At 72.3% G+C, this 14,344-nt stretch carries 12 protein-coding genes; 8 read left to right on the forward strand and 4 right to left on the reverse strand.

Features of this window, described 5'->3' with window-relative positions:
- Positions 1-5: 5 nt before the first annotated feature.
- Positions 6-1,610 carry an acyl-CoA synthetase gene (locus ABT057_RS25685; protein ID WP_352345925.1) on the reverse strand — a complete coding sequence of 535 codons (1,605 nt, stop codon included), beginning with the start codon at positions 1,608-1,610 and terminating at the stop codon, positions 6-8.
- 203 nt (positions 1,611-1,813) lie between these two features.
- On the opposite strand from ABT057_RS25685, the gene ABT057_RS25690 reads away from it, so the two are divergent.
- The 7 genes from ABT057_RS25690 (at position 1,814) to ABT057_RS25720 (ending at position 7,762) form a co-directional block, all read left to right on the forward strand.
- Positions 1,814-2,614, forward strand: coding sequence for a crotonase/enoyl-CoA hydratase family protein (locus ABT057_RS25690; protein WP_352345926.1), 801 nt, complete (start codon positions 1,814-1,816; stop codon positions 2,612-2,614).
- 22 nt (positions 2,615-2,636) lie between these two features.
- Complete coding sequence (locus ABT057_RS25695; RefSeq protein ID WP_352345927.1) at positions 2,637-3,578, forward strand: Zn-ribbon domain-containing OB-fold protein; 942 nt, start codon at positions 2,637-2,639, stop codon at positions 3,576-3,578.
- On the forward strand, positions 3,575-4,630 hold the full coding sequence (locus ABT057_RS25700; RefSeq protein WP_352345928.1) for a thiolase family protein: 1,056 nt from the start codon (positions 3,575-3,577) through the stop codon (positions 4,628-4,630). The genes ABT057_RS25695 and ABT057_RS25700 overlap by 4 nt, the downstream gene beginning before the upstream one ends.
- Complete coding sequence (locus ABT057_RS25705; RefSeq protein WP_352345929.1) at positions 4,627-5,793, forward strand: thiolase family protein; 1,167 nt, start codon at positions 4,627-4,629, stop codon at positions 5,791-5,793. Before ABT057_RS25700 ends, ABT057_RS25705 begins: the two co-directional genes overlap by 4 nt.
- An 83-nt stretch (positions 5,794-5,876) precedes the next feature.
- The gene (locus ABT057_RS25710) at positions 5,877-6,119 is read left to right on the forward strand and encodes a DUF397 domain-containing protein (protein WP_352345930.1); all 243 of its coding nucleotides are present in this window, start codon (positions 5,877-5,879) and stop codon (positions 6,117-6,119) included.
- A 145-nt stretch (positions 6,120-6,264) separates the two neighbouring features.
- A complete protein-coding gene (locus ABT057_RS25715; RefSeq protein WP_352345931.1) occupies positions 6,265-7,167 on the forward strand; it encodes a universal stress protein in 903 nt (300 codons plus the stop codon).
- Between the two features lie 97 nt (positions 7,168-7,264).
- Positions 7,265-7,762, forward strand: a complete 498-nt coding sequence (locus tag ABT057_RS25720; protein WP_352345932.1) for a hypothetical protein — start codon at positions 7,265-7,267, stop codon at positions 7,760-7,762.
- A gap of 4 nt (positions 7,763-7,766) precedes the next feature.
- Here ABT057_RS25720 and ABT057_RS25725 read toward each other — a convergent pair whose 3' ends face one another.
- Entirely contained in the window at positions 7,767-9,719 is a 1,953-nt protein-coding gene (locus ABT057_RS25725; RefSeq protein ID WP_352345933.1) for an N-acetylmuramoyl-L-alanine amidase, read from the reverse strand.
- A 145-nt stretch (positions 9,720-9,864) separates the two neighbouring features.
- Entirely contained in the window at positions 9,865-11,004 is a 1,140-nt protein-coding gene (locus ABT057_RS25730; RefSeq protein ID WP_352345934.1) for an aminoglycoside phosphotransferase family protein, read from the reverse strand.
- 233 nt (positions 11,005-11,237) lie between these two features.
- Between ABT057_RS25730 and ABT057_RS25735 the strand changes: the two genes are divergently transcribed.
- Positions 11,238-12,740: a DNA-binding protein NsdB gene (locus ABT057_RS25735; protein ID WP_352345935.1), complete on the forward strand. Its 1,503-nt coding sequence runs from the start codon at positions 11,238-11,240 to the stop codon at positions 12,738-12,740.
- 57 nt (positions 12,741-12,797) lie between these two features.
- Here the strand turns inward: ABT057_RS25735 and ABT057_RS25740 are convergent, their stop codons facing one another.
- On the reverse strand, positions 12,798-14,180 hold the full coding sequence (locus tag ABT057_RS25740) for a PP2C family protein-serine/threonine phosphatase (protein ID WP_352345936.1): 1,383 nt from the start codon (positions 14,178-14,180) through the stop codon (positions 12,798-12,800).
- Positions 14,181-14,344 lie beyond the last annotated feature (164 nt).

Genomic DNA, 14,344 nt, shown 5'->3' on the forward strand with positions numbered 1-14,344 from the left:
CGGGCTCAGGGGCTCTCCGCCACCGCGACCTCCCGCGCCCACCGGTAGTCCGCCTTGCCGCTCGGCGAGCGCTGGATGGTGTCGGCGATCACCAGCTGGCGCGGGATCTTGTAGCCGGCCAGCCGGGACCTGCAGTGGGTCTGGATCTCCTCCAGGGAGGGGTGCGGCGCCCCCGCGCGGACCTGTACGACCGCCGCGACGTGGTTCCCCCAGGTCGCGTCCGGCACTCCGGCGACCAGGGCGTCGTACACGTCCGGGTGCGACTTCAGGGCCTGCTCGACCTCCTCCGGGTACACCTTCTCGCCCCCGGTGTTGATGCACTGCGAGCCGCGCCCGAGGACGATGACGACCCCGTCCTCGTCGACGGTGGCCATGTCGCCGAGCAGCACCCAGCGTTCGCCGCCCTTCTCGAAGAACGTCTCGGCCGTTTTCACCGGGTCGTTGTAGTAGCCGAGGGGCACATGGCCGTGCTGGGCGACGCGGCCGACCTCGCCCGGCGCGATCGGCTCGTAGGTCACCGGATCGACCACCTGGGTACGGGAGTTGACGCGGACGCGGAAGCCGCGCTCGGGGCCCGAGTCGTCGGTCGCCGTGCCGTTGAAGCCGGACTCGGAGGAGCCGAAGTTGTTCAGCAGCGCCGCGTTCGGCATCAGTGCCCGGAACTGGCGGCGGACCGTGTCCGACATGATCGCCCCGGAGGAGGACACGTTGAACACCGACGAGCAGTCCGTGCCCTTCATCGGCCCCTCGAGCGCGTCGATCAGCGGCCGCAGCATCGCGTCGCCCACCAGCGAGACACTGGTGACCTTCTCCTTCTCGATGGTCCGCAGCACCTCCTCCGGCACGAACTTGCGGTGGATCACGACCCGTTGCCCGAAGTTGAAGCCGATGAAGGAGGTGAGGGTGGAGGTGCCGTGCATCAGCGGGGGAGTGGGGAAGAAGGTGATCCCCGTGCCGCCGGCCGCCACCCGCTCGGCGATCTCCTCGGGCTTCTTCACCGGCTCACCCGTGGGCGAGCCGCCGCCCAGCCCCGAGAAGAACAGGTCCTCCTGACGCCACATCACGCCCTTGGGCATGCCGGTCGTGCCGCCGGTGTAGATGATGAACTGGTCGTCGCCCGAACGGGCCGGGAATCCGCGCTCCGGCGAGCCGGCCGTCTCGGCGTCACTGAAGGCGATGGATCCGTCGACCGCCGGTCCGACGCTGATGAGATGGCGCAGCGCGGGCGTCTGTGGAAGTGCCGCGGTCACCCGATCGGCGAACTCCGCGTCGAAGACCAGTCCGACCAGATCCGCGTCCCGGTAGAGGTAGACCAACTCCTCTTCGACGTATCGGTAGTTGACGTTGACCGGCACGAGTCGCGCCTTCAGGCACCCGAGCACCGTCTGCAGGTACTCGACGCCGTTGTAGAGGTGGAGGCCGACGTGCTCACCCGGACGGATGCCGCTGTCCAGGAGGTGGTGGCCGATCCGGTTGGCCGCCCTGTCCAGCTCCGCGTACGTCAGCCGGCGCTCCGCGCCCGTGCCCGGATGGTCGACGTACACGAGCGCCTCGCGCTCCGCCGCGACATCCACGACCGACTCGAACAGATCGGCAATGTTGTACTCCACCGCTCCTCCTGACCTTCGGGCGGCCTGGCTCCCGACAACGGTTCGCCGGTCATCAGAGCAAAGGGCGGCGCAAGTGGGAAGGGGCCGCGCGAGAAAATCTGACTGGTTGTCAGGAATCAAATCTGACTGAGTGTCAGAAAACCCTTGAAGTGCCTCCCCGCCTCCTGCAACCTGTTCTCGTTCTTTCCGAGGGGAGATGTGCCATGGGCGGTACCGAACACCTCACCGTGCAGCGCGAGGGCGCCACACTCGTGCTCACGCTCAACAGGCCGGAGGCCAAGAACGCGCTCTCGCTCGCCATGCTCGTCGGGCTCTACGACGGCTGGGTCGAGGCCGACGAGGACGACTCGGTGCGCTCGATCGTGTTCACCGGAGCCGGCGGCACCTTCTGCGCCGGCATGGACCTCAAGGCCCTGGCCGGCAAGGGGATGGAGGGCGAGCAGTACCGCGACCGGCTGAAGGCCGACCCCGACCTGCACTGGAAGGCCATGCTGCGCCACCACCGGCCCCGCAAGCCGGTGATCGCCGCCGTCGAGGGGTACTGCGTGGCGGGCGGCACCGAGATGCTCCAGGGCACCGACATCCGCGTCGCGGGCGAGTCCGCCACCTTCGGCCTCTTCGAGGTCAGACGCGGTCTGTTCCCGATCGGCGGCTCCACGGTCCGCCTCCAGCGCCAGATCCCGCGCACCCACGCCCTGGAGATGCTGCTCACCGGACGGCCCTACAGTGCCCGGGAGGCCGCGGACGTCGGACTGATCGGCCATGTCGTCCCGGACGGCACGGCGCTTCAGAAGGCCCTGGAGATCGCCGAACGGATCAACTCCTGCGGACCGCTCGCCGTCGAGGCGGTCAAGGCCTCGGTGTACGAGACCGCCGAGATGACCGAGACCGACGGCCTCGCCGCCGAACTCGTCCGCGGCTGGCCGGTCTTCGACACCGCCGACGCCAAGGAAGGCGCCCGCGCCTTCGCCGAGAAGCGGCCGCCCGTCTACAAGCGAGTCTGACCCACCCGAAGGAGCCCCGGGCATGCCCGAAGTCCTCAAAGCCCCCCTCGTCGTCGAGTTCCCCTTCACCCGCTCCCTCGGCCCGGTCCAGAGCGCCTTCCTGACCGGTCTGCGCGAGCGCGTCGTCCTCGGCGTGAAGACCCGCGACGGCCGCACCCTCGTGCCGCCCGTCGAGTACGACCCCGTCACCGCCGAGGAACTCCGCGACCTGGCCGAGGTCGCCCCCACCGGCACGGTCACCACCTGGGCCTGGAACCCCGAACCCCGCCGCGGCCAGCCCCTGACCAAGCCCTTCGCCTGGGTCCTGGTCCGGCTCGACGGCGCCGACACCGCCCTGCTGCACGCCCTCGACGCCCCCGGCCCGGACGCCGTCCGCACCGGCATGCGGGTACGGATCCGCTGGGCCGGGGAACGCGCCGGCGCCATCACCGACATCGCCTGCTTCGAACCGCACGACGGTGAGGCGGCCCGACCGGCGGGCCACAGCGGCGAGTTCGAGGACGCGGTGACCGGGATCGTGGCCGCCGCCCGGCTCGACTACACCTACTCACCGGGCCGCGCCCAGACCGCGTACATCGACGCCCTCTCCGGCCGCCGGACCGTCGGCGAACGCTGCCCGTCCTGCCGCAAGGTCTACGTCCCGCCCCGCGGCGCCTGCCCCACCTGCGGCGTGGCCACCGCCGAGCAGGTCGAGGTCGGCCCGGCCGGCACGGTCACCACCTTCTGCATCGTCAACATCAAGGCGAAGAACCTCGACATCGAAGTCCCCTACGTCTACGCCCACATCGCCCTCGACGGAGCCGACCTCGCGCTGCACGGCCGCATCGGCGGAATCCCGTACGACCAGGTCCGGATGGGCCTCAGGGTCGAACCGGTGTGGACGGAAGGCGGCCGCTACCCGGACCACTACCGGCCGACCGGCGAGCCCGACGCGGACTACGACACCTACAAGGAGCTGTTGTGACCAGCGCGACGAACAGGGAGATCGCGGTCGTCGCCTTCGCGCAGACCGACACCCTGCGCACCACCGAGGAACACTCCGAGGTCGAGATGCTCATGCCGGTCCTGCACGACGTGCTGGAGCAGACCGGCCTGAAGACCGCCGACATCGGCTTCACCTGCTCCGGCTCCAGCGACTACCTCGCGGGCCGCGCCTTCTCCTTCACCCTCGCCCTCGACGGCGTCGGCGCCTGGCCGCCGATCTCCGAGTCCCATGTCGAGATGGACGGCGCCTGGGCCCTGTACGAGGCCTGGACCAAGCTGCTCACCGGCGACGCCGACACCGCGCTCGTCTACTCCTACGGCAAATCCTCGCCCGGCTCCCTGCGCGACGTCCTCACCCGGCAACTCGACCCCTACTACGTCGCCCCCCTGTGGCCCGACTCCGTCGCCCTCGCCGCGCTCCAGGCGCAGGCGCTGATCGACGCCGGCGACACCGACGAGCCCGCCCTGGCGGCCATCGCCGGCCGCAGCCGCGCCACCGACAACCCGCACGCGCAGCTGCGCGGCGAGATACCGCAGGGCGAGTACGTCGTACGGCCCCTGCGCACCGGCGACTGCCCGCCGGTCGGCGACGGCGCCGCCGCGGTGATCCTCGCGGCGGGGGAGCGGGCCCGCGAACTGTGCGAGCGCCCCGCCTGGATCCGCGGCGTCGACCACCGCATCGAGGCCCACTCCCTCGGCGTGCGCGACCTGACCGACTCGCCCTCCACCAGGCTGGCCGCCGAGCGGGCCGGGGCCTTCGAACGGCCCGTCGACACCGCCGAGCTGCACGCGCCCTTCACCTCGCAGGAGGTGGTGCTGCGCAAGGCCCTGAAGCTCGGCGACGACGTCACCGTGAACCCGTCCGGGGGCGCCCTCGCCGCCAACCCGATGATGGCCGCCGGGCTCGTCCGGATCGGCGAGGCCGCCGCCCGCATCCACCGGGGCGAGTCCGACCGGGCCCTCGCCCACGCCACGTCGGGCCCCTGCCTGCAACAGAACCTGGTCGCCGTACTCGAAGGGGATCCGCGATGAGCAAGGAGCCCGTGGCCGTCGTAGGCATCGGCCAGACCAAGCACGTCGCGGCGCGCCGGGACGTCTCGATCGCCGGACTGGTCCGCGAGGCCGCCGGACGCGCCCTCGAGGACGCCGAGCTGACCTGGGCGGACATCGACGCCGTGGTCATCGGCAAGGCGCCCGACTTCTTCGAGGGCGTGATGATGCCCGAGCTGTACCTCGCCGACGCGCTCGGCGCGGTCGGCAAGCCCATGCTGAGGGTGCACACGGCCGGGTCGGTCGGCGGCTCCACCGCCCTGGTCGCCGCGAACCTGGTGGCGGCCCGCGTGCACGGCACGGTGCTGACGCTGGCCTTCGAGAAGCAGTCCGAGTCCAACGCCATGTGGGGCCTGTCCCTGCCGATCCCCTTCCAACAGCCGCTGCTGGCCGGGGCCGGCGGCTTCTTCGCCCCGCACGTGCGCGCGTACATGCGGCGCAGCGGCGCCCCCGACACCGTCGGCTCGCTGGTCGCCTACAAGGACCGCCGCAACGCCCTGAAGAACCCCTACGCCCACCTCCACGAGCACGACATCACCCTGGAGAAGGTCCAGGCCTCGCCGATGCTGTGGGACCCGATCCGCTACTCGGAGACCTGCCCGTCCTCCGACGGCGCCTGCGCGATGATCCTCACCGACCGTGCGGGGGCCGCCCGGTCGCCCCGGCCGCCCGCCTGGATGCTGGGCGGCGCGATGCGCAGCGAACCGACGCTGTTCGCCGGCAAGGACGCGGTGTCCCCGCAGGCCGGCAAGGACTGCGCGGCGGACGTCTACCGGCAGGCCGGCATCGGCGACCCGCGCCGGGACATCGACGCGGTCGAGATGTACGTGCCGTTCTCCTGGTACGAGCCCATGTGGCTGGAGAACCTCGGCTTCGCGGCCGAGGGCGAGGGCTGGAAGCTCACCGAGTCCGGCGTCACCGAGCTCGACGGCGACCTGCCCGTCAACATGTCGGGCGGTGTCCTGTCCACCAATCCCATCGGCGCCTCCGGCATGATCCGCTTCGCGGAGGCCGCCCTGCAGGTGCGCGGACAGGCCGGGGAACACCAGGTGGAGCGGGCCAGGAAGGTCCTCGGACACGCCTACGGCGGCGGCTCGCAGTTCTTCTCCATGTGGCTCGTGGGAGCGGCACCGCCGGAGTCCTGAAAGGTCCCGCTCACGTGCTCTGTCGGCCTCCGGGACCGATCGCTAGGCTGGCCCGCGGACGACGAACCGGGAGGAGCACGGACGTGGCCGAGAGCACCATCCAGCAGCAGCCGCTCACGGGCTGGGACAAGCCGGAGCTGGACCTCAGCAGCGCCGAGTGGCAGTCCAGCAGCCGGGGGCGGGGGGATGTCCAGATCGCCTTCGTCGAGGGATTCATCGCGATGCGCAACAGCGGCCGACCCGAGAGTCCCTCCCTGATCTTCACCCCCGCGGAGTGGGGCGCGTTCGTGTCGGGCGCGCGGGAAGGGGAGTTCGACCTCACCTAGACCCCCGCACGGTCCGCCGTGGCGGGCCGATCCGGGGGTGTTTCCTCCGTTTTTCCGGACACGCGATCCCGTGGATCCTCCTGTGGGCCCGCCTGGGCAAGGCTGGCCCCAGCAGGACGAGGGTCGTATCCCGGAGGTGAGGACCATGGACACCCTGCCGGTCGTCGCGGCGGTCGACGGTTCCGAGGACAGCCGACGCGCCCTGGACTGGGCCCTGGCCGCCGCCCGCCGGCGCGGGGCACCGCTGCGCGTGGCGCACGTACGCCACCACTCCGCGTGGTCGCCGCCCGGCGCGCCCGTCGCCGTGCCCCCGCCCCCCGAGGACGATCCGGTGCTCGCCGACGTCCGCGCACGTCTGGCCGAGGCCGGAGACCGGCCGGAGACCGAGTACCTCGCCCTGGACGGCGCGCCCGGCGTCCTGCTGCCCGAACTGGGCGCGCAGGCCCAGCTGCTGGTGCTCGGCTCACGCGGCCGCGGCGGCTTCACCAGCCTGCTGCTCGGCTCCAACGGCCTGACCGCGGCCCGGGACGCCGAGTGCCCCGTGGTCGTCGTGCCCCGGCCGGGCCGCGAGGTCGACGCCGGGTTCCCGGCGGGCCCCGGACCCCGCGTGGTGGTGGGCCTCAAGGTGGACGGGCCCGACGACGCGGCCCTCGGCCTCGCCTTCACCGAGGCGGCCCTGCGCGGCGCTCGCCTCCAGGCGGTCGCCGCCTACCCGTGGCCCGTGCAGACCTGGGCCGCTCCCGAGGAGCTGGTCCTGCCGGCGCACGACCAGGAGGCCGTCGAGCACGAGACGCGGGTCCTCGCCGACGGCTTCCTCGCCCCGCACCGCGCCCGCCACCCCGAGGTCCGTGCCGAGGCCCTCGCGGCTCCCGGCGACGCGGCCGGTCTCCTCGTCGCCGCCTCGAAGGGCGCCGAGCTGCTAGTGGTGGGCCGCCACCGCCGCCGGCTGCTGGCCCCCGCCCGCATGCTGGGCTCCGTCACCCACGCCGTGCTGATGCATGCCGCGAGCCCGGTCGCGGTGGTCCCCCCGGCGCCGGCCGAGGAGTGACACCCGGCCGCACACGACCCGCACCCGGACGACGAACCGGTCCGATCCCCGCGCTCCCTCGGCCCGACCGGCGGACGGCACCCCGTACCATTGGCCCATGTCGTTCCTCCGCCGCCGCAGCGCCACCCCCGCCGGCCCCGACTTCGACGTTCTGGCCATGGATCCGGGCGACTGGCCCGGCAATCTGGGCGCGGGTCTGCTGCCCGCCCCGGACGGCAGCTGCCAGGGCGTATTCCTGCGCTACGACCTCTTCGGCGGCCGCGGCCCCGCGATGATCATCGGCAACCTTCCCGAGGGCTCCCCGGCCCGTGAGACCGCCGAGGACGAGGTCCCCTTCGAGGTCGCCCAGCTGCTGCTGGCGCTGGAGAACGACGAGGAGGTGACCGTCGTAGGCACCGAGGACATGCCGGTGATGCAGGGCGACAACCTGCTGATCGTTCGGCGGCTCAAGCTCTCCGAGAGCCGGATCTCCTGCGTGCAGTTCGACCGGAGCGACAACGTCCTGGTGACCATCGCCGCCTGGGACCGCCCCATCACCGACGATCTGTACGCCCTGCTGAAGCCGCTCCCCGCGGAGCTGTTCCAGCAGGGCTGAGGCCTCAGCCGGCCGGTACGGGTGTGACGTCGGCGGCGCGGACGAACGCCACCCGGTGGCCGAACTGGATCTCGTAGTAGAGGTCCTTGCCGAGGACGACCCGATGCGAGGCGGTGTCGAAGCCGACCGAGTAGTAGTACTCGCCCGGCACCCTGTCGCCGGCCACGTACTTCTGGTCCTTCGGCAGGGTGTACGGCAGCGCGGAGACCGGCTGGACCGGGATCCCGCCCGGGTAGGCCGCCGCCTCCGGGTAGGCCCGGCCGTACACCGGGACGCCGCTGAGGCCCGCCCTGGGGGTGATCAGCACACCGGTCGAGGGCACCGCGGCGGGACCGGCCTGCGGGTTCCGGAACCAGGCCCGCTGCCCCAGGTACCAGATGGCCGTCCAGTCGCCCCAGGTGCCGGCGACCGCGTACTGCTGGCCGGTGGAGACCCGTGAGGACAGGTCGTTGACGCCGGTGGTCGGGGCCGAGCCCAGGCCGGGGTCCCTGATCAGAGCCGACTTCTCGTCGTGGTCGGAGTACAGCCGCACCGCGCTGGAGCCGTGCGCCGTGCACGCCTTGCCCTTGCCGCCGCAGTCCTGGAAGGCGGGCCGGTTGCCGGCGTAGTCCGGCCGGATCGTCACCACGCCGGTGTCCGCCCGTGCCGAGGCCGTGAACGGGTGGCCCAGCAGCTCGAAGTAGTGCCGCCAGTCCCAGTACGGGCCGGGATCGGTGTGCATGCCGGGCACGGCCGCCGTGGTCGGGCCGGGCACCGTGTCGTGGCCCAGGATGTGCTGCCGGTCCAGCGGTACGCCGTACTTCGCCGCCAGGTACGCCACCAGGCGCGCCGACGACCTGTACATCGCCTCGGTGTACCAGGAGTCCGGCTGGGCGAGGAAGCCCTCGTGCTCGAGGCCGACCGACTTGGCGTTGACGTACCAGTTGCCCGAGTGCCAGGCCACGTCCTTCGCCAGCACGTGCTGGGCGATGTGGCCGTCGGTGGAGCGCAGCGAGTAGTTCCAGGAGACGTAGGTGGGGTCCTGGACCGTCTGCAGGACGCCCTCCCAGCCGCCCTCGGTGTCGTGCACGACGATGTACCGGATGGGCGAGGACGCCGGCCGGTCGGCCAGGTCGTGGTTGCCGTAGTCGCCGTCGCCGAACTCCTGGTAGGGCGCCGGGACCCACTCGCAGGACACCGTCGTCGGACACTCGGTGCCCGCCGCGGAGGCCGGGCGCAGACCGGTCCTCGCCAGCTGGGCCGTGCGCGGGGACAGCCGCGGCTGCGGCGCCAGCACGACCGGCTCCCCGGCGTCCGTGACCCGCCGCTCGCCGGTGCGCAGCACCTCGTACACGTCGTTGGCGTACGCCGCGGCGGTCGCGAAGTCGTCGGCGCCCGAGAAGCGCGCCACCGCGCCGTACCAGGTGGCCGGGTCCGCGCTGAGCGGCTCGCCCAGCTGCCGCTGGGCGTCGGCGAGCAGCGCGGCGCCGCCCGCCACGTTGGCGGCCGGGTCGGTGCGCAGCCGCTCGGCGCTCAGACCGGTCAGCTCGGCCGCCCTGGGGAGGGTCTTCAGCCGGGCAGGCAGCTCGTCCTGCGACGGGACCCGCACCCGGGGGTGCCTGGCGGGTCGGGCGGTGTCACCGCGGGGGTCCTCCGCGTTCCCGTCGTGCCGTGCGGCCTTGGCCAGGGCGGCGCGGGTGTCCGTGAGGTGCATGGGGCCGTAGCCGCCGGTGACGCTCGGCGCCCCGGCGTGGGTGTCCCAGCGGGACTGGAGGTAGGACACGCCCAGCAGCAGGCTCTGCGGCACGTGGTACTCGGCGGCCGCGGTGGCGAAGGCCTTCTGGAGGCCGGGCGCGGGCGGGGCGGCGGCCGAGGGCGCCGCGCCGAGCAGCGGCAGCAGCAGAGCCGCCGAGGCGACGGCGCCGGCGGCTCTGCTGGTGGGTCCGGGTGGTCGGGGGTGAGTGACGGGTCCTCGCAACGCGAGCCTCCTCAGTGTGCCGATAACCCGTCAATAATGACCATGTAAGCGGCATTTGCCCGAGTAGGGAATGGTTCGGCGAGTCCCCGGACGTACGAAGGCCCGTGGTGCGCCGCCGTTCCGGCGCACCACGGGCCTTGTCCCCTCAGCGAGTGCCGACCGCCGCGCGGACGGCCTTGCGGGCCATCTGGCAGTCGTCGTGCAGCCGCCGCAGCAACAGCCGCTGTTCCTCGCCGGACGGTGCGGCACCCGGGTGGGCCGCGCCCGGGGCCGTCGGGGCCATGTCGTGCATCGAACGCTGCACGGCCGTCTCGTAGGTCCTGATCTCGCGGGTCAGGACCAGCATCAGGTTCACCAGGAACGCGTCCCGGGACGCCGGTCCCGCGGACTGGGCGATCTGGCTGATCTGGCGGCGCGCCACCGGCGCGTCACCGAGGACCGACCACAGCGTCGCCAGGTCGTAGCCCGGCAGATACCACCCCGCGTGCTCCCAGTCCACCAGCACCGGACCTGCCGGTGACAGCAGGATGTTCGACAGGAGGGCGTCGCCGTGGCAGAACTGGCCCATGCCCTGCCGGCCCGCGGTGGCCGCGATGCCGTGCAGCAGCTTCTGGAGGTCGCCCAGGTCCCGGTCGGTGAGCAGCCCCAACTCGTGGTAGCGGGAGATCCGGGCCGCGTAGTCCAGCGGTGTGTCGAAGGTGCCCGTCGGGGGCCGCCAGGCGTTGAGCCGGCAGACCGCGCCCAGCGCCGCCCTGATGTCCGCCCGAGGCGGGGTGTCGACGGGGTGCCGCTGCAGGGCCGCCACCCGCCCCGGCATCCGTTCGATGACCAGTGTGCAGTTGTCCGGGTCCGCCGCGATCAGTCTCGGCACGCGCACCGGGGGGCGCTGCCGGACGAACGTGCGGTACGCGGCTATTTCGTGCCGGATCCGCTCGGCCCACACGGGCGAGTGGTCCAGTAAGCACTTCGCGACGGCGGTACTGCGTCCCGTCGTGCCGACCAGGAGCACCGAGCGCCCGCTGCGGCGCAGCACCTGCACCGGGGCGAACTCCGGGCAGATCCGGTGCACCGACGCGATGGCCGCGCGCAGTTGGGCGCCCTGGGGGCCGGACAGGTCGAGTCTCCCGCTGAGCGGCTGCGTGCCGGGCCCCGCGGGACGGCGGGCGCCGCCGGCGCCGAGCGCGGGTGCCGCCGGTCGCGCGGGGGCGAGATAGGGGCCGCCACCGCCCGGGCGGGAGTGCAGCGACCGGGGCGGGGCGGACACGGAGGACGATGCTGCGTACATGGGCGGAACAGATCCCTTCGTGTGCCTGACGTCAGAACGCTGCCCCGACCGGTCCACCCGGGTGCACCCTGGGGAATGTCCCTCTGGCGACCGGGTCGGGGTGGCGCGTTCCTACCTGACACCCATCGCCCAGTGGCACACCATCTGGCGGACCCTGGCGAACCCTGGCGAATAGTCGCCCGGCAACTTCCCCCGGGCTACTGTCAACTCAGCCGAGAACCTGGGGGCTTGACGTGAGCGGACAACCCAACACCCGCCTTGCGGACCTGTTCGGCCTGGCCGGCTGGTCCAAGGGTGAACTCGCGAGGCTGGTCAACCGGCAGGCGGCGGCCATGGGCCACCCCCAGCTGTCGACCGACACCTCCCGGGTGCGGCGGTGGATCGACACGGGAGAGATCCCGCGCGATCCGGTGCCGCGGGTGCTGGCGGTTCTGTTCACCGAGCGTCTCGGCCGTGTCGTGACCATCGAGGACCTCGGTCTGGTCCGGCACGGGCGTACGGGGAATCGGTCTGGCGGCGGGAGCGCTGAACATCCCGACGGCCTGCCGTGGGCGCCCGATCGGACTGCCGAGGTCCTCACCGAATTCACGGGAATGGACCTCATGCTCAACCGACGCGGCTTGGTGGGCGCGGGTGCCGCGCTCGCCGCGGGATCAGCACTCAGCAGTGCCATGTACGAATGGCTGCACACCGACCCCACCCTCTCCGCCGACGCTCCGACCCTCGACAACCCCCTCCTCCATCATGCCGACCCCGCTGGGCTCGACCGCTACGAGGCCGCCCCCATCGGGACGGAGGAGATCGAGGAACTGGAGCGCTCGGTCGAGGTGTTCCGAGCCTGGGACGCGGCCCGCGGAGGCGGGTTGCAACGCAAGGCCGTCGTGGGACAGCTCAACGAGGTGGGCGGGATGCTCGCCTACCACCACCCCACCCATCTCCAGCGGCGCCTGTGGGGCGTCGCCGCCAACCTCGCGGTCCTCGCCGGCTGGATGTCGCACGACGTCGGCCTCGAACCCACCGCCCAGAAGTACTTCGTGATCGCCGCCCACGCGGCCCGGGAGGGCGGTGACCGGCCGCGGGCCGGTGAGGCCCTGTCCCGGGCGGCCCGTCAGATGGTCCACCTCGGCCGGCCCGACGAGGCCATGGACCTGATGAAACTCGCCCAGTCCGGAGCCGGTGACAACGTTCTGCCCCGCACCCGGGCGATGTTCCACACCATCGAGGCCTGGGCGCAGGCGTCGATGGGCAAGGGGCAGGCCATGCGCCGCACCCTCGGCCAGGCGGAGGACCTGTTCGTCTCCGAGAAGAACGACATGGAACGCCCGCCGTGGATGCAGACCTTCAAGGACGAGGATCTGTACGGCATGCAGGCCCTGGCCTACCGCACCCTGGCCGAGTTCGAGCCGCAGGCGGCCGTGCACGCCCAGTACTACGCGGAGAAGGCGCTTGCGCTGCGGGTCGACGGCCGGGAGCGGTCGAAGATCTTCGACCATCTGTCCATGGCCTCCGCCTGCTTCATCGCGGACGACCCCGAGCAGGCGGACCGGTACGCCCGGCTGGCCCTGGTGTCGATGGGGTCGAACTCCTCCCGCCGCACCTGGGACCGGCTGCGCGAGATGTACCGGCTCACCGCGGAGTACGCCGGCTACCCGAGCATCAGCGAGTTGCGCGAGCAGATCATGCTGGCGCTGCCGCGGGCGAAGGGGGGACGGGGCGGCAACACCGCCCAGGCGTGAGCGAGTCGGCAGCGGGTGTCAGATGACTGAAGCGGTGAACGCAGTGAACAGGGTCGGTCAGGAGGTGACCCGGGCGACCAGTACACAGGCGTCGTCCGCGCGCTCGGCCTCGCCGAACTCCGCGACGACCGCCTGTAGGCAGTCCTGTGCGGATTCCGCCTCGTGAAGGCGGGGGGCGAGGTCGAGGAGCCGGTGCGCACCGTCGTCGGGCACCAGCCCGTCGGTGTGCAGCAGGAGCAGGTCGCCCTGCTCCAGGGTCTCCTCGGCCTGTCCGTAGGAAGCGCCCGAGGCGGCGCCAAGGAGCGCACCCTCGGGTGGGTGGAGCCGGCGCCCCGTCCCACCACGGAACAGCAGGGGGGCGGGGTGTCCGGCCTGCGCCCAGGTTAGGGTGCGGGTGTCGGGCCGGTAGCGGCAGCAGACCGCACTGACCAGGGCGGGGTGGACACCGGATTCTAGTAACCGGTCGAGCCAGGACAGGAGTTGGCCTGGCTGGGTGCCGGCCACCGCCATGCCGCGCAGGGCGCCCAGCATCATCGCCGTGGTGGAGGTGACGGCCGGACCGTGTCCGGTGAGGTCGCCGATGCTCAGCAGCGTCTGTCCGTCGGTGAGTTCGAGGACGTCGTACCAGTCGCCGCCGAGCGGGGAGGCTGTCGTGGCGGGCAGGTGCCGGGCGGCCAGGTCCAGGGTGCGGGGTCCTCGGTGCGGGAGCCGCAGGGCGCCGTGCCAGGGTGGAGACACGGCCTCCTGCGGCTCGACCGCGAGCCGGTGCCCGCTCCGCGCTCCGCCGCGGTGGCGCTGCAGCGAGTCACGGGTCTCGCGCACCTCCCGCCGGCGGCTGCGCAGTTCGCTGACGTCCCGCAACACGGCCCACATCGAGGCGGTGCCGCCGTCGGCGTCGAGCACGGGCTCGCCCATCATGTGCACCGTCCGCACCTCGCCGTCGGGCCGGGCGACCCGGAACTCGCCGTCGATGGGCCGGGCGTCCACGAGGCAGTCGGTGACCATCGCGGTGAGCTTCGGCCGGTCCTCGTCGAGCACCAGGGACGGCAGCTCGTCCAGGGTGAGCGCGGCGGTCGCGGGGTCGCGGCCGAGGATGCCGTAGAGCTCCTCGGACCAGACGGCGTCGTCCGTCAGGAGGTTCCACTCCGCGCTGCCGACCCGGCTGAGCAGCCGGCCCCGGGTGCGCGGGACGGGCGGCGCGGGTGGCGGGCCGTCCCGCAACTGGGCCAGGTGGGCGTCGAGATCGTCGAGCTGGTGCAGCGCCAGATCGCACAGCGCGCGCTGCCAGCGTTCCCGCGGGCCCGCGGTGTCTCCGTGTGCGTCCCGTCGTACGGCGTCCACCTCGCCCTTGAGCCGTCGGGTCTGCGTGATCAGCTCGTCGACCGAGCCGCGCCCCGGCGGCTGGTCGGCGGGGTGGTCCGCAGAGAGGTGGGACGGCATGACGCACTCCGATGAGGGACGCTACGACGAAGGGGGACAGAAGGGCCGTTACGACTGTTGCACAGCCCGCGACGCCGTGTAAGGGATTTGGCAACACACGATTCGGTGGTGCCTTTGGCATATGCCACAGTCTTCACGGGAGTGGTGCGGAGATGCTGGTCGCG

Source organism: Streptomyces sp. NPDC002588 (assembly GCF_040295925.1).
Taxonomy (GTDB): Bacteria; Actinomycetota; Actinomycetes; order Streptomycetales; family Streptomycetaceae; genus Streptomyces.